The sequence below is a fragment of the Flammeovirga sp. OC4 genome, assembly GCF_000812565.1.
In the GTDB taxonomy this organism is placed as follows: Bacteria; Bacteroidota; Bacteroidia; order Cytophagales; family Flammeovirgaceae; genus Flammeovirga.
Map to the genome: position 1 here is coordinate 267,883 of NZ_JTAM01000002.1, position 21,845 is coordinate 289,727.

Annotated in this window: 19 protein-coding genes and 1 tRNA gene; 8 read left to right on the top strand and 12 right to left on the bottom strand. The window is 35.6% G+C overall.

From position 1 onward, the window contains the following. The first annotated feature begins 49 nt into the window (after window positions 1–49). Window positions 50–1,501 carry a DUF389 domain-containing protein gene (locus PL77_RS02775; protein ID WP_052444120.1) on the top strand — a complete coding sequence of 484 codons (1,452 nt, stop codon included), beginning with the start codon at window positions 50–52 and terminating at the stop codon, window positions 1,499–1,501. Here the strand turns inward: PL77_RS02775 and PL77_RS02780 are convergent. The 4 genes from PL77_RS02780 to PL77_RS02795 form a co-directional block, all read right to left on the bottom strand. Beyond that, entirely contained in the window at window positions 1,490–2,026 is a 537-nt protein-coding gene (locus tag PL77_RS02780; RefSeq protein WP_044201410.1) for a hypothetical protein, read from the bottom strand. The genes PL77_RS02775 and PL77_RS02780 overlap by 12 nt on opposite strands. A 232-nt stretch (window positions 2,027–2,258) precedes the next feature. Beyond that, window positions 2,259–3,482 (bottom strand): uracil-xanthine permease family protein, encoded by a 1,224-nt coding sequence (locus PL77_RS02785; RefSeq protein ID WP_044201412.1) that lies wholly within the window; start codon window positions 3,480–3,482, stop codon window positions 2,259–2,261. A gap of 227 nt (window positions 3,483–3,709) precedes the next feature. Then, a complete protein-coding gene (locus PL77_RS02790) occupies window positions 3,710–4,987 on the bottom strand; it encodes a metallophosphoesterase (protein ID WP_044201414.1) in 1,278 nt (425 codons plus the stop codon). A 129-nt stretch (window positions 4,988–5,116) separates the two neighbouring features. Then, window positions 5,117–6,136, bottom strand: coding sequence for a metal-dependent hydrolase (locus PL77_RS02795; protein WP_044201416.1), 1,020 nt, complete (start codon window positions 6,134–6,136; stop codon window positions 5,117–5,119). A gap of 173 nt (window positions 6,137–6,309) precedes the next feature. Between PL77_RS02795 and PL77_RS02800 the strand changes: the two genes are divergently transcribed. Beyond that, window positions 6,310–6,555 (top strand): hypothetical protein, encoded by a 246-nt coding sequence (locus PL77_RS02800; protein ID WP_044201418.1) that lies wholly within the window; start codon window positions 6,310–6,312, stop codon window positions 6,553–6,555. A gap of 84 nt (window positions 6,556–6,639) precedes the next feature. Here the strand turns inward: PL77_RS02800 and hemN are convergent, their stop codons facing one another. After that, on the bottom strand, window positions 6,640–8,004 hold the full coding sequence (gene hemN, locus PL77_RS02805) for an oxygen-independent coproporphyrinogen III oxidase (protein WP_044201419.1): 1,365 nt from the start codon (window positions 8,002–8,004) through the stop codon (window positions 6,640–6,642). A gap of 388 nt (window positions 8,005–8,392) precedes the next feature. Here hemN and PL77_RS02810 point away from each other — a divergent pair, with 388 nt between their 5' ends. From PL77_RS02810 to PL77_RS02825, 4 genes are all read left to right on the top strand, one after another. Then, window positions 8,393–8,767, top strand: coding sequence for a nuclear transport factor 2 family protein (locus tag PL77_RS02810; RefSeq protein WP_044201421.1), 375 nt, complete (start codon window positions 8,393–8,395; stop codon window positions 8,765–8,767). 26 nt (window positions 8,768–8,793) lie between these two features. Beyond that, entirely contained in the window at window positions 8,794–9,156 is a 363-nt protein-coding gene (locus PL77_RS02815) for a DUF2200 domain-containing protein (RefSeq protein WP_044201423.1), read from the top strand. A 6-nt stretch (window positions 9,157–9,162) separates the two neighbouring features. Continuing rightward, the gene (locus PL77_RS02820; protein WP_044201426.1) at window positions 9,163–9,735 is read left to right on the top strand and encodes a Crp/Fnr family transcriptional regulator; all 573 of its coding nucleotides are present in this window, start codon (window positions 9,163–9,165) and stop codon (window positions 9,733–9,735) included. 72 nt (window positions 9,736–9,807) lie between these two features. Beyond that, window positions 9,808–10,380: an NAD(P)H-dependent oxidoreductase gene (locus PL77_RS02825; protein ID WP_044201428.1), complete on the top strand. Its 573-nt coding sequence runs from the start codon at window positions 9,808–9,810 to the stop codon at window positions 10,378–10,380. 81 nt (window positions 10,381–10,461) lie between these two features. Here the strand turns inward: PL77_RS02825 and PL77_RS02830 are convergent, their stop codons facing one another. From PL77_RS02830 to PL77_RS02850, 4 genes are all read right to left on the bottom strand, one after another. Continuing rightward, entirely contained in the window at window positions 10,462–11,559 is a 1,098-nt protein-coding gene (locus PL77_RS02830; protein WP_044201430.1) for a helix-turn-helix domain-containing protein, read from the bottom strand. 238 nt (window positions 11,560–11,797) lie between these two features. Continuing rightward, window positions 11,798–13,414 (bottom strand): RagB/SusD family nutrient uptake outer membrane protein, encoded by a 1,617-nt coding sequence (locus PL77_RS02835; RefSeq protein WP_044201433.1) that lies wholly within the window; start codon window positions 13,412–13,414, stop codon window positions 11,798–11,800. 30 nt (window positions 13,415–13,444) lie between these two features. After that, window positions 13,445–16,486 (bottom strand): TonB-dependent receptor, encoded by a 3,042-nt coding sequence (locus tag PL77_RS02840; RefSeq protein ID WP_044201436.1) that lies wholly within the window; start codon window positions 16,484–16,486, stop codon window positions 13,445–13,447. A gap of 331 nt (window positions 16,487–16,817) precedes the next feature. Further along, complete coding sequence (locus PL77_RS02850; RefSeq protein ID WP_044201440.1) at window positions 16,818–17,606, bottom strand: PhzF family phenazine biosynthesis protein; 789 nt, start codon at window positions 17,604–17,606, stop codon at window positions 16,818–16,820. A gap of 123 nt (window positions 17,607–17,729) precedes the next feature. Here PL77_RS02850 and PL77_RS02855 point away from each other — a divergent pair, with 123 nt between their 5' ends. Continuing rightward, window positions 17,730–18,164 carry a DM13 domain-containing protein gene (locus PL77_RS02855; RefSeq protein ID WP_052444121.1) on the top strand — a complete coding sequence of 145 codons (435 nt, stop codon included), beginning with the start codon at window positions 17,730–17,732 and terminating at the stop codon, window positions 18,162–18,164. A gap of 79 nt (window positions 18,165–18,243) precedes the next feature. Here PL77_RS02855 and feoB read toward each other — a convergent pair whose 3' ends face one another. Together feoB and PL77_RS02865 are read right to left on the bottom strand one after the other, a co-directional pair. Beyond that, window positions 18,244–20,367, bottom strand: coding sequence for a ferrous iron transport protein B (gene feoB / locus PL77_RS02860; protein WP_044201442.1), 2,124 nt, complete (start codon window positions 20,365–20,367; stop codon window positions 18,244–18,246). 3 nt (window positions 20,368–20,370) lie between these two features. After that, window positions 20,371–20,601 (bottom strand): FeoA family protein, encoded by a 231-nt coding sequence (locus PL77_RS02865; protein WP_172665791.1) that lies wholly within the window; start codon window positions 20,599–20,601, stop codon window positions 20,371–20,373. Between the two features lie 189 nt (window positions 20,602–20,790). Between PL77_RS02865 and PL77_RS02870 the strand changes: the two genes are divergently transcribed. Continuing rightward, window positions 20,791–21,726 carry an alpha/beta fold hydrolase gene (locus PL77_RS02870; protein ID WP_044201447.1) on the top strand — a complete coding sequence of 312 codons (936 nt, stop codon included), beginning with the start codon at window positions 20,791–20,793 and terminating at the stop codon, window positions 21,724–21,726. Window positions 21,727–21,766: 40 nt separating this feature from the next. Here PL77_RS02870 and PL77_RS02875 read toward each other — a convergent pair. Next, window positions 21,767–21,840 (bottom strand) — tRNA-His (locus PL77_RS02875). Window positions 21,841–21,845 lie beyond the last annotated feature (5 nt).

Here is a 21,845-nt window from a genome sequence, read left to right on the forward strand (position 1 = left end):
TCAGACTTTATCATGCACTGAGATTATTGCCAAATTAAACTAATGCAGTATGAGTGAGACGAGTACTAGAAACTTTATGTATGCTTTTAGAAAGCTAGCCGTTGAAACTTTAAGTATTCGAGAAGGATCTGACCCTGAAGCAACCATTGAAGGAATCAAAAAGGATATCAGCTTTAAAGGTCATGCGGCCTGGATTTTAATTTTCTCTATACTTATCGCCTCCATTGGTCTAAACGCTAATTCAACAGCCACAGTCATAGGAGCCATGCTTATTTCTCCACTAATGGGACCAATTTTAGGGATTGGCACCGCCATTGGTATCCATGATGTTGATATGATGAAAAGGGCATTAAAAAACATAGGTATTGCTGTTTTTATCAGTTTGGCCACTTCCACATTGTACTTTGCTTTAACGCCATTAAACTTGGAACAGTCAGAACTTTTAGCAAGAACTAAACCCACTATTCTTGATGTGTTTATTGCCTTTTTTGGTGGTTTTTCAGGTATTATTGCTGGTTCAAGAAAAGAGAAAAGTAATGTGATTCCAGGGGTTGCGATCGCTACAGCATTAATGCCTCCATTGTGTACTGCCGGGTATGGATTGGCAACGGGCATGTATAGCTACTTCTTAGGTGCCTTTTATTTATTTTTCATTAATTCCGTTTTCATCAGTCTATCTACTTACATTGTAGTGAAGTTTTTAGGTTTTCCTGTAAAGACTTTTATTGATCGAGCGAGATATAGAAGATATAGATCCATTCTTTTTGCCTTTCTAATTATTGTGGTCAGTCCAAGTGCTGTCATCTTTTTTAATGTAATACAAGAGACACGTTTCAAGATTGCTGTTGATGCTTTTATCAAGGAGAATACGGCTTTCAAAGGAAGCGAACTTTTGACGAACAAAGTCACTTATTCTGATTCTCTCTCCGTAATTGACTTGTACTATATGGGAAAAAAAATTGATGAAGGACAAATTGTCTTTTTAAATGAAATGATTCCAAGGTATGGCCTTTCTGCAAAAGAAGACGAGCTATTCCCGTTTACGAAAAAGACTGAAGTGAGAATACATCAAGAAGATGGACAGGACGTTGATATTGATAAAAAGTTTGCACAATATAGTAATGCACTTCATGTGAATCTGCTGAAAGACATTTATACTAAAAATGATCAGTTGATTAAGGATAAAGATTTAAAAATAAAATTACTGGAAAAGCGGATTTTCAATCTCACCAAAGAACAAGAAGATACTTTACACCTCGATCAACTTTCTAAAGAAATTCATTTCCAATTTCCTCAGGTGAAACGTTTTGCGATTAGCGATATCAAAATACAATCTTGGGAGGGAGACAGCCTTATAAGCGTTAAAAGCCCTGTTTTACTTCTAGAATTGGATGAAGAATTCAAAAAGGAAATAAAACAGAGCGAAGAGTTAACGCAACGTACACAAGAATGGATTCGAATCCGCCTTCAAAATGAAAAGATTAAAGCGTTAGTGCTTTAAAGAAACCTCTTGAAACTTTTCTTTTTTTAATTTCAATTGATCCTCCATGTATTCAATATCATCTTCTGATTTGATGATATGATAAGAGATAGATAACCTGTTTTCATGAGTAGCCAAGGCTTCATGAGGTTTGATTTTAATCGAAGACGGAAAATGCCAAACAGAGTAGTTGAAGGATAAATACTTTATCATTTGTACGTTATCTTTCATCTTATAGAAATGCTCGAAAATCTCAGGTTTATTGAATAAATACGTATACTTTTTCGATAACCAATAATAATAGTCGGCCCAGCTTTCTATGGCATAATACTGATCTTCGGCTTCATAGTATTCATAAACTAAGTTTGAATAAGACAACGAATCACTCTTAATTCCTTTCCCCGTAATATGCGGAGGAGGGGAATTGACAAAGGCTTCATAATCGTCAAATTGATCTACTGTGATCTCTTTGTATGAAGTTCGTTGTGCATGAGCAACTAGGTTTGTAAAATACAATAAAGCGATAATAAGAGTTAGTGATTTCATAGTTAATTGATTAAGCACGAGAAACTAGAGATAATATTGTTATTGAAAATATAGGTAATTATTTACATTTATTTAAATATAACAAAACGTAAACCTCTTAAAATCTGTTATTTAACATTAAAGCCTTCACTATACTGTAGAATATAATGAAGGCTTTGTACTTTATTGATAACTATATGAAATACAGCTCTTGTTGAAACAACTAAAATATCACTTTGTTTTCTTTACTTGCTTAAATGTCTTTAGGGAGGAGTTTGTTGAGCAACACACCCATTAGTGCTGCAATTGTTAACCCTGAAACTGAAATGGTATTGTAAATAGCAACTTCTTTAATTCCAATTCCTAAAACAAAAATCAATGCTGCTATAATAAGGTTTCTAGAATGTCCAAAATCCAATTTTGCAGAAATCAAAGTTCGTACTCCAACTGCGGCAATCATTCCAAATAATATGATAGAAATACCTCCCATTACAGGAACAGGAATTGTCTGTAATACCGCACCTACTTTTCCAATCAAACTTAGTAGTATTGCAAAGACAGCAGCTATTCTAATCACTGCGGGATCATAAACTTTTGTGACTGCCAATACTCCAGTATTTTCACCGTAAGTGGTATTGGCTGGACCTCCAAAGAAACCTGCAATAATTGTTGCTAAGCCATCACCAAGCATTGTTTTGTGGATACCAGGCTTCTTGAAGAAATTTTTACCCACTACAGCACCATTGGTGGTGATGTCTCCAATGTGTTCAATGAATACAACCAAAGCAATTGGAGCGATGGCGAAGAAACCAGAAAGTGAGAAAGTAGGTATTGTAAGAATTTGATCAATGGTTTCGCTCGAAAACCCAATCCAATTGGCCTTTTCAATAGCTGTATAATCTACTACTCCCATTATAGCGGCGAGAGTATAGCCTACTGTTACTGAAATAAGAATTGGCATTAATCTGAAGAAAGAATTTTTCAACATGGAAGAAATGACCATGGTAACAATGACTGACAGTGAAATGAGAAGACTTTGATTGTCAAATTTGCCATCATTATAGCCCGCCATGCTTAACGCTACTGGACTTAATCGTAATCCAATGACCATTATTGTAGGTCCAATAACAATAGGGGGGAAGAAAGATTGTACCCTTTTTACACCAAATTTCTTAATCACAAAAGACATAAGGACATAAATGAGTCCAGCTCCGATGATTCCGGCTTTCACTGAGGCTAGTCCTTCATTTTTTAAGACTAAACTAATGGCGCCAATAAAGGCAAAAGATGAACCTAGAAAAACAGGTACTATTTTATTGGTTACTTGATGGAATATCAATGTCCCAATACCTGCCGTGAATAGTGCTAAAACTGGATTTAAACCAGTCAGAAAAGGGACAAGAACAGTGGCTCCAAACATTGCCAATACATGCTGTATACCTAATAAGTATTTCGTTTTCCCCGAAATTGAATCCATGATTGAATATTTTTGTTGAGTAGCTATTATAACAAACCGCACAAAGGTAAGTTGTATTATTTCTATTTAGGGTGACAATGATTATTACCTTGTTATGGAAAAGATGTCATACGGTTTTATTGACAAATATTAAGCCCTTGTCCAATTTAATATGAACAAGGGCTCAATTGATTATAAATGTTGGCGTGATAATGAATCATCGCCATTTCAATCATGGATTCCTATGATTAGGCTGTCGCTTCTTTTCTAAGTGTAATCTCAGTGATTTCTGGATCCATACCGATTCTTCCAGCATAAGCGTGATAGCCAAAACCACGGTTAACATAAAGCTTTTGCTTGCCTTTTTCGTAAAGACCCGCCCAACGAGGGTATTTATACTGAACAGGACTCCACTTAATCCCTGGAATCTCAATTCCGAACTGCATACCATGAGTGTGACCTGCTAAAGTAAGGTCCATGTCTTTATGATCGAGCACTTGAGCATCCCAGTGTGATGGATCATGAGAAAGTAATATTTTGAAAGGAATATTTTCTAAGCCCTCATTCGCTTTATTGATATCACCAAATTGAGGGAATGGGCGTAACCCCCAGTTTTCAACCCCTAAAATGCCTATTTTTTCGCCGTCGATCTCTAATGTTCTGTTTTCATTTAGTAAAAGATCAAACCCCATGTCTCTGTTTCTTTGTTTCACAAGGTCAAGATTGGCTTTCTTGTCCGCTGGAGAATTCCATTGTACATAATCACCATAGTCATGGTTACCCAAAATAGAGTACATTCCTTTTTTTGCTCTGAGCTGTTTGAAAACTTCTACCCAGCCATCTGTTTCTGAAGCATAGTTATTGACAAGATCCCCTGTAAAGAAAATAACGTCAGGATTACGATCATTGATCATTTTAACTGCTTTGGACACAGAATCATGACCTTTTGGAAAACTACCAATATGAATGTCTGAAATATGAATGACCTTCAACCCATCAAATGCATCAGGGAGGTTGGGGTAGGATAACGACTTTCTAATTACTCTAAAATTGAAACGTCCTTTTGTTAGACCATACGCAAATGCTCCAAGTGGAACTGTCGCCAAGCCAGCACCCAATAAAGTTAAGAATTTAGTTCTTGAAATAGGAGTACCGTTGGAGTTGACACTATCTGAAGAGCCATTACTAAAGAAATGAACCAATCTATTCCCTAAAAAGGCTAGATCATCAGCTCCATGGAAAATATTAAATACTAACTTGGTGGCCAATGACATTAAAATAAAGGCATTAATTGTAAAAATAGTATTGGTAAACGCAGGATCTCTAAACTTATCCATATTGAGTACCATCCAGCCAATAGCCATATAAATACCAAGACTTTCTAACCAAAACAATAGGGTAGATAGTTGTTTGTAGATCGTTTTACTATTTTCTGTTATAAGACGAATTCCTTTGAAGGCGTATAAATCAATCGCTAGTAAGAAGGCGAAAGCTATCCCTAGGAATATTAAAGCTCTACTATTCATTTTGTATAATTTAATTTGACACTTTTACCTGTTTAAACAACTATTATACTAAAAGGTATAAACTGACAAATTGTCCTAATGTTTAGTAAACCTTCTAAACAAATAGTAAGAGTTTTCAAAAATGTAATTTTACTTCTGCCCAAACATTCTACCTATATATGCTTTAATGTATTCATTGGAAGGCTTAAATCTGTAGTTTGTTTCAGTGTACTTTAAGCTTCCGTCCTCTTGAGGTATAATGTGGTATGTAAATACAAATTTACCTTGTTCTTTGCCTCTCCAACCGTCAAAAGTACCGAAACGAAGGTCTTTAATAAGATATTCATTTTCTAGCTTTTCAACGATATAAAAGTCTTTTGTAATGTAGATTAATTTATTTGTTTTATCATTTTCAGGTAACTCTTCTAAAAGTTCATGATGATGAGGGTAGTAGTTGAAATGTACCTTTTTATCTTCATCAAAAACAGAGTAAAAACCAGTGTAATAACCATTTTCTGTTTTGAAGGTAGTGGCCCAAAGCCAGGTATTTAGCGGGGTAGTTTTAGTAATGTAATCTTGATATTCAATCCCTAATTCCTCAATATTCTTTTTGAAAACTTCATTGGCTTGATGTTGAAGAATAAAACCTAAAAGCAAGTAAGAAGTACTGATTCCTAACCCCCAGTAATTCAACTTTCTTCTGATTGAGGAAGTTTTGGGTTTGAAAAGAGCAATAATCAGTAGAATGAGGAATGGTACAGTATAATGCGGATCTACTACAAAAACAGAATAAGTGGCAAATCCATAAGACGTAAATGGATAGAGCAGTTGTGTTCCCCAGGTAGTACAGGTGTCTAAAAGTGCATGGGTCAGGAAACCTAAAAAGTACAGTAGTGTCCAATCTTTTAAGGTATCTTTTTCTTTACCAAAGAACTTGTGGGTGAGATAACCAAAAACCGGAGAGGCAAGAATGAAAAATAGAAATGAATGTGTAATACTTCTATGGTACATCAGCTTTTCAACAGCATCAAACCATGGTGAAGCCAAAACATCTAAATCGGGAATTGTACCTGCAATAGCCCCGAAAATAGCCGCCTTGATTCCTATTTTCTTTCCTAATACCGCTTCACCTACCGATGCGCCAAGTACCACTTGAGTGAGTGAGTCCATGTTTGTTAAATAAATTTAAAAAAAATAGTGAATAAAAAATGCACTTTATGTAACATAGTGTAATCGTTATAGTTGTAAAAATCGGAGAAATAATTGTTATATACCAATATGGATAGGTGATTTTTTGAATTACTTTTTATCCAACTTTTCAATCTAACTTAACTATTATTACTATGAAGATCAAACATCTATTGATTGCAAACATCGTTGCATTTTCGGTGATTGCGTGTGGTCAAGCTGAACAAAACAAAGAAGAAGCGAAAGCAACTGAAGAAGTTGTTGAAGTTGCAAAAGAAGAGGTAAAAGCTGTTGAAGCAGAAGTTGCTGAAGCAGATTCTACTGTCGCTGTTGCGGATTCAACTGTTGCCGAGGAAGTAGTGAAAGCTACTGAAGGCGAGGCTGAAGCAGCTGCTGAGTAAATCAAAGAAAATAATCTTTGAAAAAAAGAGGTAAAAGGATCACTTTTTCCTTTTACCTCTATTTTTCAAACTAGTGTCATCTACTTATATCGTTGATGAGAAAATTCTCGATTGTGGTTTAGCCACAAGCATTCTAGCATCAAGCGTCATACAAATATTTCTAACAAAAGGTCGTCCCTTTTCTGTTACTTCTAATTTATTATCACTCAAAACAACCAATTGATCATTGATCATTTCTTCCAGTTTCTCACCTAATGTTTTGAATAATGGAAGCTGACCTGTTTCTTCATCCCAAGTAGTTTCAAAGTGGCACATTACGTTCAAAATGTGTTTTCTCACCAATAAGTCTTCTTCAGAAAGAATATGCCCTCTGTAAATAGGTAATTTTCCTTCCTCAATCGTAGCTTTGTAGTCTTCTACTTTTTTGATATTCTGAGCAAATGAAGTCCATGAATCAGAAATAGAAGAACATCCTAAACCTACCATCAATTGCGTATAAGTAGGAGCATAGCCCATAAAGTTTCTATGCAATGCCTTTTTATCAGCCGCAATAGCCAATGCATCCGTTGGTAAAGCAAAGTGGTCCATTCCGATTTCTACATACCCCGCTTCTTCAAACATCTCTTTACCTACTTCATACAATGCTCTTTTCTCTTCATTAGAAGGAAGGTCTTCTTCTGAGAAACCTCTTTGTCCTGGAGCGGTCCAAGGTACATGAGCATAGGAATAATAGGCAATACGGTCAGGTCGAAGTGCATTGGATTTTGCAATCGTATCTTTCACGCATTCCAACTTTTGGAAAGGAAGACCGAATACAAGATCAAAATTGACAGAAGTGTAGCCAATTTCTCTTGCTTTATTTGTGACGTGTTCTACTTGTTCATAAGATTGAACACGGTTGATTGCTTTTTGAACCGTAGGATCAAAATCTTGGATTCCTAAGCTCAAACGAGTATACCCAACTTCATAAAGTGCCTCTAAATGAGCATCTGTTGTATTGACAGGATTTGCCTCAAAGCCCAATTCAGCATCTTCACATTTATCAGCGAACTCAAAAATACCGTTCGTTAATTTTTGAAGGTTTTCAGGGCTGAAAAATGTAGGTGTTCCACCACCAAGGTGAATCTCTTTGATCCTTGGACGCTCTTCACCAAAAATTGAAATATACATTTGCCATTCTTTTAGAAGGGCGTCAATATAAGAATCCTCCACAGAGTGATTAATGGTAATTCTTTTGTTGCATCCACAGAAAGTACAAAGTTTCTCACAATATGGAAGGTGTATGTACAGGCTGATACCGTCTTTTGCATTGCTTGCTGAAAAGGCATCTGCGACATGTTGACTCCATTCTTCAATTGTAGGATCTTTATCCCAATAGGGTACCGTAGGATAACTTGTATATCGAGGTCCTGGTACATTGTATTTTCTGACGAGTGTCTTATTTTCCATAATCTTGTTCCTAGAGAAATTGAGCTACAAAGGTAAGCATTACAACGGAGTTTCTTTTTATAGAAAGGTCCATGAGATTTTGTTTTTTATTAACAATATTCAATATGAAATAGCCTTTATTTACTCTTTTTTTAATAGTATGAGGTTGATATTGAGGGGTCTACATTTTGTGTGCTAAGGTGAGGCAACAAAATCCTAGTTTCTATTTTAGAATAGATCTTATTAAGCTAATCAGATTTTGAAGGACGCATCATCAATTATTATTTACTCCAATTTTAAATTAACCTTAACGTACCTTAATTACAGGGGTGTTCAACAAGTAAGAAGTTTAATTTTCATTATCTTTCAGTAACTATACTTAATTATTTGATAAAAGGAGTTTTTAAAAATGAAAAAGGAACATTTAGCTAAAAAATTGTTGAAGTGGAATCAAAGACACTTACTCTCTTCAACACACATCACTAAGTCAGACATTGCTCAATGTTTTGCTCCTGATTTTGTAGTGAAAGTAAATGGCAGAGAATATCAGGTGAACTATGAAAGCTACCTTGAATTCTTAACGCATTTCAAGTCCAACATCCAATCTATCAATTATGAAGTACAAGAGTATGTTTGTGCAGAGGATAGAGTAGTAGCCGTCATGAATGCAATTATTGTCAGAAAAGATCACTCCATCGATAAGTTTGAAACCATGTTGTTGTTGAAATTTGATGACAGCGATTTGATCACTTTATGGCAGGAAGTGTACACCAAGAAAAATTAATATTTTAATCAGTTAGTTCAGAAAATATGGCAGATCAAGCGGTTCAAGATCAAAGAATTGCAGCAATGACTTTTGCTTCAATCTATCCTCATTATGTGACTAAGGTAGAAAAGAAAGGGAGGACTGTAGAAGAATTACATCAAGTAATAGAATGGTTGACAGGCTATGATTCTGCTGCTTTGCAAAGTCATATTGATGAAAAATCTACTTTTGCTACTTTCTTTCAAGACGCCAATCTTCACCCGAATGCAGCTCTGATTAAAGGAGTCATTTGCGGGGTTCGAGTAGAAGAAATTGAAACACCTCTGACAAGGCAAGTAAGATACCTTGATAAATTGGTGGATGAATTGTCCAAGGGAAAGAAAATGGAGAAGATATTAAGATCTTAATAGTAAATGTCTGAAATTCTAAAAAGCTTTGTCTCGTCAATCACTTCTTTTTCAGAGAAAGAAATAGAAGAATTTACCCAAAAGTTAAAACCTATCTCTCTTAAGAAAAACGAACATTTTATAGAACAGGGAGAAGTATGTCAAAAAGTGGGTTTTGTCACAAAAGGAATAGTCCGAAATTATTATTTATCCAGTAAAGAAGAAGAGGTGACGTATTGTTTGACTTTCCCGAATCACTTTGTCAATGCTTTTTCTAGCTATGTCTCTGGACAACCAACAAGAGAGAGTATTCATGCTATCACTGATGTGGAGTTATTGATTCTCTACAAGAGAGACTTTGAGGTATTTATCAAAAAAGATAAGAGATGGCAAGACTTTTATACCCGATTGACTGAAGGGGCGTATATTAAGTTAGAGGAATATATTTTTATGATGAATATGGAATCTGCCGAAAAAAGATATGAAGATTTGGTTAAAAACTATCCAGATTATATCAAACACATTCCATTAAAGTACTTATCCTCTTATCTTGGGATAACCCAACGGCATTTAAGTAGAATTCGGAAAAATATTTTTTAGACATATGTCCTATAAAACAATTGTTGGGTGAAATACTTTTGTATTTGTAGATCAATCAAAAAAATACAAATTATGAAAACAACATTCGTTTTTGCACATCCATGGCACGGGAGTTTCAATAAAGCCATATTAGATACAGCTGTCAAGAAGTTAGAGGAACAAGGTAAAGAATATCAAATTATTGATTTGCATAAAGATAATTTTGATCCTGTGCTTAGAGAAGAAGATTTAGCGTTGTATTCTAAAGGAGAAACAACCGATCCACAAGTGAAGGAATACCAAGAAATATTAAAAAATACAGATGAATTAGTTTTCATTTTTCCAATTTGGTGGTACGATTTACCGGCAATGCTAAAAGGATTTATTGATAAGGTGTTTTTGAAGGATTTCTCTTATATAGAGACCAAAACTGGTTTGAAAGGACTTTTGACTCATATTAAGAAAGCCAGAGTAATTACAACTTCAGAATCACCATCATGGTATTTGGTTTTATTTGGAGGAAACGTCATTAAAAAAGCATTTATCAAGGCGACACTCAAAGGAGTTGGGATTAATGATATACAATGGATCAACTCTTCTTATACAACATCTGGAAGCAATGATAAAAGAACCGCATTCCTGAAGAAAATTCATAGGATATTTTAATGAATCATATTGTTTTTAGAATGAATGGAAGGTCACTTTTTATACTTTTTAGGGGAGTATAAAAAGTGACTTTTTTCAGCATTATGCAAACTGACTTGGTAACTCTCCATATTGTTTCTTAAAACATTTAGTAAAATATTTTGGATCGTTAAACCCTGTCATGTAAGCCACCTCTGAGACCCTATATTTTTTAGTTTTTAATAACCTGCTTGCTTCCTTCATTCTGAAATCTTGCATTACATTTTTAGCTGTTTTACCCGTTAAGAGTTTTACTTTTCGATAAAAGTTAGCATGACTCATTCCCATCTTTTTTTCTAATTGTTCCACTGAGAAGTTGGGGTTGTCAATTTCTGTAAGGATGATTTGATACATTTTATCCAAAAATTCCCGATCACAATTAGAAGTAAGGGAAGGTTCTTTTTGAGGCGTTGGAAAATATGTGCTGGTTTGAATCTTATGGGTACTCCTTTGAGCTCCTTTTTGATTTTTATTGAATACAATAATGCCTATCAATAGCACGGTAAAAAGAACAGGAACTAATGGAGTAAATTGAAATAAATTATTATTTTTTCGTTCTGTTTTTTTGATTGTACCATTAAATAGTAAAGAGCATAAACCTTCGCTGCTTGCCACCCATACTTTTTGACGATCATCTTTATGCAATGAAATTTCATGCACATCTTTTAGAGGGTAATAATGGAAGTGTTGTGTCTGCTTTTTCTTTATTTCGATTAGGTAAATACCGTCAGGAGTTCCAACCCATAAAATTCCATTAGATAATTGGAGTGTATTAATTTTCTTGCAGGACTTCTTTTCACTCAATAGAAAAGGGGTGAAATTATTTTTTCTGGGATGAAATAGGAATAAGCCTCTGTCCGTTCCTAACCATAACCGTTGGAAGTCATCTTCCACCATATTTCTTATTGTTTTGTCTGGTAGATGGTTTTGGGAGTTGATGATTGATAGATTGGTACCATCATATTGATTAAGACCTTCAATATTACCCACCCACATATTGCCTTTGTGGTCTTCTAAAATTGAATACACTACACTATTGGAAAGCTTACTTTTTGGTAAATCATAATCAATGCAGTAAACATTATAGGTTATAAAATTTAAAAAAACGGAAAAGTATATTTTGAGTTTTTGATGAACAGTAGGATAGTTGTTGGTTTTCATAGACAATTCATTTCCTTCAAAAAATAGATTAGAACAAGTAATAATCACATATTAAAGTGATAGTATCTCAAAGAAATTGAGTGTGCCTATTAATTCAAAAACAATAAAACTGAATTTTAAGGAAGTGACTTCAGAGGTTCAAAAAATAAATTTATAGCTACAAAATAGAGCCAATAAAAAAGCACCGCTTATCAGTGGATAAACGATGCTATATAAGGTTTTTGATACCTGAGTATGCTTAATAACCTGGATTTTGTTCCAGTTTGTAAGAAATAACTTCACCTGCTGGGATCGGTAAAACTGGAATATTACCATTAATGCTATGCGATAGCATTCTAGAAGAAACTGTTTGTGGATCGATTGTAGGGCGGTAACCTATATTGGGTTTGCTTAAAGCATCAGCATACTTATTGGTACGTACTAAATCCCACATTCTAGTACATTCACCTGCCAATTCAACTCTTCTTTCGTGTAATATCGCTTGTAACAATTCATCTCCCGTTGCGGTAATATCAGGAAGAACATTGGTGTTGTCTCTAGGTTCATAACCATTCGGATTTTCTTTAGTCCACCCCATAGGGTAAGTCATTTTTCTAGCCCTCTGTCTTACCTCATTCAATTTGGATTGTGCCGTTGTCATGTCACCAGTATGATAGGCCGCCTCAGCATGCATTAATAAAATATCAGCATAACGCATCTTTCTTTGGTTCTGAGGATGATCTGTATTATTATTTCCTCTGATGGCAGGGTCCATGATCAGTTTTCTGATGTAATAACCCGATTGAGCTTCAAAATTAGGTAGTCCTTGTGGTTTACCATAAGCATGATCATTTTCTTTACCAACAGTCCATTCTAGACGGGGATCGCCTGCTTCAAAGGCATCGACTAAATCTTGTGAAGGACAAAGTTGTCCCCATCCCCATCCTTTGTTGGTGCTATTTCCTCTTGGGTTTACGGCTCTTGGACTATTAGTACCCGTGTTGTTTCTCGTAGGGCCCGTGTTTGAAGTTTCGTGTTGTAGTTCAAAAATAGAACCTGGGCCATTTTCTCCTTCTGCTTCCCAAATGGTAGCCAAGTTATCTGCTAGCCAATACTCTCCAGAGTTGATCACTTTATTTGTATAAGTTTGCACATCAGACCACTGACCAATACCTGTTTTGTAGATGCCAATATCGTACATAATCAATCTAGCCAAGTAAGCATTCGCTGCGCCAGATGTTGCCAACCCCATTTGCATTTCAGATTTAGCTCCTAAAAGTGAAGCAGCTTTTTCAAAATCAGATTTAATTTGTGCTGTCATTTCTTCCAATGTCGCTCTCTGAACATTTCCGATTTGATCTACCTTTACAGGTTCAGTAAATAAAGGAACGCCTCCAAATAATCTTAATAAATAGAAGTAAGCATAGCCACGAATAAAATACCCTTCTCCTAATAATCTATCTTTTTCAACACCATCATAAGCATCTGATTGAGCAATACCATTTAATGCAGTATTAGTACGATGGATAGTTTGGAACATTGCATCATAAGGATTAAAGGAAACCTTACTAGTATTAATTGCATTCCATTCTTTTAGGTCTTGCATGTCTAACCCGTCAGAGAAAAACTTATCACCTTTCCAAGCATTATCGGTCATAACTTCACCGTAGTTCCATTCCTGAAAGACTCCTGTTTTACCAGGTTTTTCAACTACTAAAGCATTGTAACAAGCGTTGATGGCCATTCTCGCATTTTCATAATCATTGTAATAAGAAGGAGAGTCTACAGCTTTGCCAAGGGGTTCTCTATTTAAAAATGAGCAACTTGCTACTAAAATGGAGCTCACTAGGAGAACGATATATTTTATTGATTTCATTTTTCTGTTCAATCTTAATTTTTCAAAGTTTTAGAAAGTCATATTAACTCCAGAAGAGAAAATTCTTGAAGTAGGGTAAGTACCCATGTCAACACCTTGCCCCAGTGGGTCCCCTTTTAAGTCGCCAATATTGGCAGGGTCATATCCTTTATACCCTGTAATAGTAAATGCATTGTCTACTGAGGCATAAATTCGGAACTTTTTAATCCCCAATTTATTATTAAGATTATCATTGAAAGTATATCCTAACTGAATATTTTGAAGACGGATATAGCTCCCATCTTCGATGTATTGATCAGAAAAACGCATGTTGTTGTTAGGATCATCTGGTGTCAGTCTATGCATTGTACCATTGGGATTATTTTCAGGATGGAATCTATTGTCGTAATAGTCTTTTGTTTGATTCATGATGATTTTCGAAGAAGCGATATAAAACTTCTGAGCATTGACAATACTAGCCCCATAAGCACCAGTGAAGAAGATATTTAAATCAAAACCTTTGTATTCAGCTCCTAAATTGATAGATCCCGTGAAAGTTGGAATATAATTTCCAAGGTTTGTTCTGTCGTCGTCATTGAGTTCCCCGTCATTATTCAAATCAAGGAACTTAATATCTCCAAGGTTTGCATTAGGTTGAAGTAAATCGCCGTTTGGCCCTACGTGATTGTCAATTTCATCTTGCGTTCTAAAAATCCCTGCAGTTTGGTAGCCATAATAATAGGCCATTGCATGCCCCACCTCTGTTCTTGTGATTCTTCCCAATCCACCAATATTACCTGCATCAATGAAACCTAAACCGCCTAATTCAACCACTGTGTTATTAATTGTAGTCATGTTTAGGCCAATATTCCATTTGAAGTCATGATTAATATTTCTATAACTGGCCGTAAATTCAAAACCTTTATTTTGCATCGAACCAACATTTGCAGCAGGAGGAGAGGCTCCCACATAAACAGGTACAGGCATTGGGACAATCATATCCACAGTATTTTTGATGAAATATTCAGCAGAAACAGTCACTGCATCGTCAAATAAGCCAACATCAAGACCAATGTTTGTCATTTCTGATGTTTCCCATTTTAGGTCCTTATTACTCATTCCTGTTGGGATTCTACCTTCCATAACTTCCCCGTCAATGACGTAGCGTTGATTGTTAGTCATTGCGGCTAAATAATCATTTTCCCCGGCTGAAGATTGATTCCCTACTTGCCCCCAACCTGCTCTTAATTTCAAGGTAGTTATTTTGTCTACAGCTTTTAAGAAGCTTTCTTCTTTGATATTCCAGCCTGCTGAGAAGGACGGAAAGATACCCCATCGGTTGCCTTCAGCAAATCTAGAAGAACCATCCGCTCTTAATGTGGCAGTCAGCATATATTTTGAATCAAAATTGTAATTGATTCTTGTAAAACCAGATGCAATGGTACTGATATTTTGATTGGAAGAAGAGTTGTAGTAAGATCCTTTAGCCGCAGAAAGATACCTTAGGTTTTCATTGTGAGGGATATCAAATCCAGTAGCGGTGACGTTATTGTATTCCCAGTATTGCATTTCACCACCGACCATGGCACCAAATTGATGTTTATTGATTTTCTTGGTGTAATTAAAGTAATTAGACCATACCCAGTTCGTTCTTTGGTTTCTATCTTCATCGAGCTCTGAAACAGGTCTGTTTTCATCTGGATCAATATAGAATTCAGGAGCATATTTTTTCTGTGATGCAATTTGGTAATCTACACCAAAGTTGGAAGTGAAGACAAGGTCTTTCGTGATATTAGCATCTAGTTTTAATGATCCGACAAATCGATTGAGTATTGCTCTTTTGTATTCTTCTTCATCAACAATACGTCTGGGGTTGTTTTTATTGGACCATTCTGTTCTTGCATAATTACCTTCATCATCATAAACTGGAGAGATAGGATCAGCCCATAAAGCAACGACGAAAGGAGATCCGTTATCAAAACTTTTATTGAGTAAAGAACGGTTCGTTCTAGTGTAAGCAATGTTCTGACTTAAATTAATTCGTTTAGAAAGCTTGCTTGTATTATTCAATTTCACAAAAAATCGTTCAAGGTCATTGTGGTCAATAATACCATCATTTTTCACATAGGAAGTGGAGAAATTATACTGATTACTTTCAGATCCACCCGTAAAACCAAAATTGTAGTTTTGGAAAGAACCATTTTTGAGAATTTCGTTTTGCCAATCGGTTCCCTCAACACCTCTATCATAGATATCTTTTAAATACAGATATTCCTCAGATCCTTCAACAAAACCACCACCTTCTAACCTTAATTGAGCGTATTGAGAGGCATTGGTCATTTCAATCGTATTGATTGGGCTTGTCACACCTGCTTGAGCATTGAATGTAAAAATAGGTTTACTTTGAACAGATCCTTTTTTACTTGTGATTAAAATAACACCATTTGCGCCTCTAGATCCATAGATTGCCGTTGCTGAGGCATCTTTTAAGACCTCCATGGAAGCAATATCCGCAGGAGCAAGGTGCGAAATGTCATTCATAGGAAAACCATCAACTACATAAAGTGGGTCTGAGTTATTGATGGTGCCAATTCCTCTAATTCTCACTTTTGTTTGAGCTCCCGGATCAGATGGAGAAGTAATTTGTACACCAGCCACTCTTCCTTGGAGTGCCTTTTCAACATTTTCAGTTGCAACAACTGTCAGTTCATCCGTGTCGACAGAAGCAACAGCACCAGTAATGTCACTTTTTTTCGCTACACCATAACCTACCACTACTACTTCGTCAAGTTGTTCAATGTCTTCTTCTAATTCGATATTGAAGTAGGTTTGCGTACCAATTTCAAGGTTAGTAGTGTTGTAACCTATGAACGAGATGACCAAAGTTGTAGACTGAGAAGGAATAGTAAGTTTGAATTGTCCGTCAAAATCGGTCATTGTTCCCAAGGTTGTTCCTTTTATAGAGACATTCACCCCAGGGAGTTTTTCCTTTGTATTTTTATCTACAATACTCCCAGAAATAATCTTCTCTTGGGCAATCGCTTGCAGAAAGCTAAATAATAAGAAAAAGAGGATAAGTAATTTATTCTTCATACTTGCACTATTAAAAAATTAAATGATGAGTAAATAATTCATTGAGTAGTGCAAATGTAGATTGTACACCAATTGTGTAGGTGTTAGACTTTGTTCATAAAGGAGGTAGTTTTGTCCATTTGAAATTTCAAGATTCTTATGAAAAATGGAGTAATAACCTTTTTAAGTATTTAGTTTTTAGCATTTTGACAGAAATTCCTCCTTTAATTTCTCCCTCATCAGCTCTATTTTATATACTGACGGACTTTGAAGTTGGAATTGTAATGAAATAAAAAACTACAGACTCAATACGATGAACCTGTAGTTAAATTTTCTATTCTTTTTTGAAAGATTAAAGGTATATTTCTCCTTTTAAGTAGGTGACCGCAGTACCTGAAATCAATACCCTATCCTCATTTAATATACAATGAAGTACGCCGCCTCTTTTAGAAACTTGATGAGCAATCATCTCTTTTTTCTGTAGTTTTTCTGCCCAATAAGGAATTAAAACGGTATGTGCAGACCCGGTTACTGGATCTTCATTTATACCAATTCCAGGATGGAAGAAGCGAGAAACAAAATCAACCTCTTGACCTTTAGCAGTGACTATAATTCCTAAATCAGGGCTCTCTTTATTAATGAGATTGAAATCAGGTGTGAGTTTTTTTAATAGTTCTTCAGATTCAATTTCAGCCACTAAAAACATACCTTCAGTTGCACAGTGATTAACCTTACACCCAAGTGCTTTTTCTAAAAAGTCAGGTTTTTGACTTAATGAAGGTTTCTGTGATGGGAAATTTAATTCTAATCCTTTATTATTTTTCTTTACGGCCAATGGACCACTTAAGTGAGAGTGGAAATGTATAAGGTCTCCTTCGTAATTATCGTGCTCGAAAAGGTAATGCGCTGAAGCTAGAGTAGCGTGTCCACAAAGTCTAATTTCAGCTTCAGGAGTAAACCATCGGATGGCATACCTATCATTTTCCTTTACAAAAAATACCGTCTCTGCTAAATTATTCTCCATTGCAATGTTTTGCATTAGTTCATCATCAATCCATTTTTCTAATGGAACAACAGCTGCTGGGTTGCCTTTGAAAATTTTTTCACAAAAAGCATCAATTTGATAGATTGTTAGTGTCATGTTTTAGGAGTGATTACGACCAATTAAAGATTGAGTACAATGTACATTGATCAAAAGTGAAAACAATTTATTCAAGTTTGAATTTTATTTATAGCAAATTAACAACTTAAATTATTACACACTATGAAAAAAGTAACTCTTATTTCTATTATTCTAGGATGTTTAATGATTTTTTCTTGCTCAAAGGATGAGCCAACACCATTGGATCTTACGACTTTGGACGCCAATGTAGATACGACATCTTCAACTCCTATGGATGTAGGGACTCTAATGGGTACCTTTAAAGGAAGTGCTCATCCAACTTCTGGAGGTGTGACAATTGAAGATAATGTTCTCAAAATGCACAGTGATTTTAAATCCGATTCAGGCCCTGATTTATACATTTACTTGGCACAAGAGCTTAATGGAAATGGTTTTATAGACTTAGGTTTAATGCAAAGTACTACAGGAGAGCAATCTTATAATATCCCATCCGGGGTTGATTACACTAAAAACAAATACGTTTTAGTGTGGTGTAAGCAGTATAGCGTATTATTTGGTTATGCCGAGGTGAAATAAAAAAATGAAGCGTGATGAAAAAATAATTTCATCACGCTTCATTTATATTTTAGATAACTGTCTTATAACGTTATTTGAATTAGAATATGTTGTAAGCAATTAATGCCCCGAAATAGGCTAATGCACTCATATAGATAAATTGAATAACAGGCCATTTCCAACCTTTTGTTTCTCTTTTTACTACTGCTAATGTCGCCATACATTGCATTGCAAAAACATAAAATATCATTAGTGAGTAAGCCGTTGCAGTGGTAAACTCCTTTTCACCCGTAACAGGGTTGACCGCATTGGTTAATCGTTGTCTCAATGGAGCAATATCATCTTCGGCAGATCCTACGCTGTAAATTGTAGCCATGGTGCCGACAAATACTTCTCTTGCTGCAAAAGAAGTGACCAAGGCAATACTGATTTTCCAGTCAAATCCTAAAGGTCTAAAAACAGGCTCAATTGCTTTACCTAATATACCAACATAAGAAGCTTCTAATTGTTTGGCCGCAACATAATCAGCAGAAGCCACTTCGTCTAAGTTCATATCTTGTAATTCAACTGTAGCTTTAGCAGCTGCATCTTCAATTGAATTGCCAGGACCGTAAGTTGCTAAAGCCCATAAAATAATCGAAATAACAATAATGACTTTACCGGCTTCAGTGACAAAAGTATTCACTTTTTCACTTACTGTTAATGCTACGTTTTTCCAGTGAGGAACTTTGTAACTTGGTAATTCCATTGCTAAAAATGAAGGTGCATCAGACTTTAAGATAAGCTTAAATACAATTCCAGCCACTAATGTTGCGACAATTCCTAATAAGTATAATCCCATAAAGGCAAGTCCCTGAAGACTGAAGATCCCCAAAACGGTTTCATTCGGTACAGCAAACGCCACTAGAATAGCATAGACAGGAATTCTGGCAGAACAAGAAATCAGAGGAGTCACCATAATCGTGATCATTCTTTCTTTCCAGTTACTAATAGCTCTTGTTGCCATGACGGCAGGGATCGCACATGCTCCTCCTGAAATCAATGATATGATAGATCTACCACTCATCCCAAATTTCATCATTAAGCGATCAAAAAGGTAGACGGCTCTTGACATGTATCCTGATTCTTCCATCAATGAAATCAAAAAGAATAGAATTGTAATTTGTGGTACAAAGACTAAAACACCTCCTAAGCCAGCTAAAACACCGTCTAGGAGTAAGTCAGTAGCCCATCCTTCAGGTAAAATGTCTTTAAAGTATTCTCCCAAATTGGCAATACCGCCATCAATCCAATCCATAGGAGCAGAAGCCCAAGAGAAAATAGATTGAAAGACTAGTAGGAGTAGTGCAAAGAAAATAACAGGACCAAAGAATTTATGTGTTACAATTTTATCGATCTTATCTGTTGCTGATGAAGATTCAAGTTGATGATTTTCTTTGACAATATCTTGTACTAACGGGCTAATAAAATTATAGCGAAGCAAAGTTTCATCAATTTGGAATCGCATATCATTATAATCATGATTTGCTCTGATTTTGTTGATATTTTCCTTCGTACCTGTTTTTAAAAAGGAAAGATCATCTACATGATGTGCCCAAAGTGAAGCTTGATAAGGATTATCAATGTTTTCACTATTTAAAATTTCTTGAATGACATGCTTTTCTGAATCATTTTTTTGAAAAGAATAAGCATCAATTGTAGCGAGAGGGGTTTTCGTTACTTCAAGAACAGCTTTCTTTAATAAATCAATACCTTCACCAGTTCTACCATTGATTGAAATAACAGGAAGGTTTAATTTTTTAGAGAGTTTCTGTATGTCTGTGATTTGCCCTTTTCGTTCTGCGATGTCACTCATGTTTAGACCAAGAACGATAGGAATATTTAATTCTTGTACCTGCGTTAGTAATAGAAGATGTCTTTCTAGGTTTGTTACATCTGCAATATAAATGATGACATCGGGATAATCTTTAGAGTCTGGATTTGCAAAAGTATTCAATACTACCTTCTCATCTGATGACGTAGGATAGAGACTATAAGTACCGGGGAAATCAATAACAGTGGCATTTTGACCTTTCTGTAAAGTTGTAGCACCAATTTTTTTATCTACTGTGACTCCTGGAAAGTTACCTACTTTTTGTCGAAGACCGGTTAGTTGATTGAAAACGGATGACTTGCCCACATTAGGATTTCCTAATAGCGCAATTTGAAGTTTATCTGTGTTCATATATTATTTCTCCGAGGTAGTCGTTAAAAAAACAGTTTTAGCTTCTTGATGCCCAATGGCGAAAGATTGATGGTCAGATTTTAAATACAACGCTCCCTTAAATGGGGCTTTTCTAATTACTGAAACAGGTTTACCAGGGTAAAGCCCTAATTCAATAAGCCTGCTGCCAATGACTTTATCTTTAAATTCTGAAATGATGCCAATCTTACCTAATGGAAGGCGATCTATACTCACTAAATTGTTTATAATACCCATGTACCTTATACGGAGTTTTATTTAGACTCATTATTGATAGGCAAAGGTACGATTACAAAGCAATATTTAAAACAGAAGTGATATAAACATTACAATTAAAGATTTCAAATTTAATTTTTTATCAATTTTTGTATAAATTGAAGAACAACATATACACAAATAAACAACATGCACTCCACCGCAGACTATCAATTCATCTCAGAAAATCTATTTGTCCCTGTAAAGGACGATCAACTCTTTGTTAAAAGATATACTCAAACCACTGCAAAAGAAGCCATATTAATGATCCATGGAAGTATGGAAAGTGGACGTATTTTTTATTCTTTGAAGGATAAAGGACTGGCCCCTTTTCTTGCTGAAAAAGGATTTGATGTTTTTGTGCCGGATTTTAGAGGGAGAGGTAAAAGTACACCTGCTGTATCAAAACACAGTAAAAACAAACAAATACATGCCATTGAGGAAGAGATTCCCGCCTTGTTACATGAAATAAGAAGTCATCATCGTTGGGATGTGCCCATTCACGTGGTAGCTCACTCTTGGGGTGGAGTTTGGATGTTGGCACATATAGCAAGACATCAACAATTAAATATTGCGTCAATGTGTTTACTAGCCTCAAAAAGGAGTATTGTAGTGGATTCTTTTAAGAAAAGGTTTGAGGTGGATTTTGTGTGGAGTGTTGTAGCACAAATGATGACAAAGTTCTATGGCTATTTTCCAGTAAAGAAAATGAGGATTGGTCAGGAGAATGAATCCAAAGGGGTGTATGAAGACTGCAAGAAGTGGGTTTATGCGACTGACGAATGGATTGACCCTAGTGATCAGTTTGATTATTTGACAGCTTTCAAGAAAGCGAAAAACATTCCCCCTACATTATATATGACTGGTAAAAAAGAGTATTACCTGGGGCATGAAAAAGACGTGAGACGATTAATGAAGGAAGTTAACAACCCAGAAGATAAGTTTATTTTATTGTCGAAAGAGAAGGGGTATGCCCTAGACTATGATCATATTAATATTTGTACCGCTAAAGAGGCGGTGACAGATCATTTTCCAATTATTTTAGAATGGTTGAAAAATAGAGGAAAAGCTAAACCTAAGACATAAAAAAAGCACTTCCAATTGCTTGAAAGTGCTAAAACTGTTGGGCGAACGATGGGATTCGAACCCACGGCCCCCGGAACCACAAACCGGTGCTCTAACCAACTGAGCTACGATCGCCGTTT

Bases quoted from the DNA above. Each gene is read 5' to 3' on its own strand.
- PL77_RS02775 (WP_052444120.1), top strand. From the start codon at position 50: ATGAGTGAGACGAGTACTAGAAACTTTATGTATGCTTTTAGAAAGCTA.
- PL77_RS02780 (WP_044201410.1), bottom strand. From the start codon at position 2,026: ATGAAATCACTAACTCTTATTATCGCTTTATTGTATTTTACAAACCTA.
- PL77_RS02785 (WP_044201412.1), bottom strand. From the start codon at position 3,482: ATGGATTCAATTTCGGGGAAAACGAAATACTTATTAGGTATACAGCAT.
- PL77_RS02790 (WP_044201414.1), bottom strand. From the start codon at position 4,987: ATGAATAGTAGAGCTTTAATATTCCTAGGGATAGCTTTCGCCTTCTTA.
- PL77_RS02795 (WP_044201416.1), bottom strand. From the start codon at position 6,136: ATGGACTCACTCACTCAAGTGGTACTTGGCGCATCGGTAGGTGAAGCG.
- PL77_RS02800 (WP_044201418.1), top strand. From the start codon at position 6,310: ATGAAGATCAAACATCTATTGATTGCAAACATCGTTGCATTTTCGGTG.
- hemN (WP_044201419.1), bottom strand. From the start codon at position 8,004: ATGGAAAATAAGACACTCGTCAGAAAATACAATGTACCAGGACCTCGA.
- PL77_RS02810 (WP_044201421.1), top strand. From the start codon at position 8,393: ATGAAAAAGGAACATTTAGCTAAAAAATTGTTGAAGTGGAATCAAAGA.
- PL77_RS02815 (WP_044201423.1), top strand. From the start codon at position 8,794: ATGGCAGATCAAGCGGTTCAAGATCAAAGAATTGCAGCAATGACTTTT.
- PL77_RS02820 (WP_044201426.1), top strand. From the start codon at position 9,163: ATGTCTGAAATTCTAAAAAGCTTTGTCTCGTCAATCACTTCTTTTTCA.
- PL77_RS02825 (WP_044201428.1), top strand. From the start codon at position 9,808: ATGAAAACAACATTCGTTTTTGCACATCCATGGCACGGGAGTTTCAAT.
- PL77_RS02830 (WP_044201430.1), bottom strand. From the start codon at position 11,559: ATGAAAACCAACAACTATCCTACTGTTCATCAAAAACTCAAAATATAC.
- PL77_RS02835 (WP_044201433.1), bottom strand. From the start codon at position 13,414: ATGAAATCAATAAAATATATCGTTCTCCTAGTGAGCTCCATTTTAGTA.
- PL77_RS02840 (WP_044201436.1), bottom strand. From the start codon at position 16,486: ATGAAGAATAAATTACTTATCCTCTTTTTCTTATTATTTAGCTTTCTG.
- PL77_RS02850 (WP_044201440.1), bottom strand. From the start codon at position 17,606: ATGACACTAACAATCTATCAAATTGATGCTTTTTGTGAAAAAATTTTC.
- PL77_RS02855 (WP_052444121.1), top strand. From the start codon at position 17,730: ATGAAAAAAGTAACTCTTATTTCTATTATTCTAGGATGTTTAATGATT.
- feoB (WP_044201442.1), bottom strand. From the start codon at position 20,367: ATGAACACAGATAAACTTCAAATTGCGCTATTAGGAAATCCTAATGTG.
- PL77_RS02870 (WP_044201447.1), top strand. From the start codon at position 20,791: ATGCACTCCACCGCAGACTATCAATTCATCTCAGAAAATCTATTTGTC.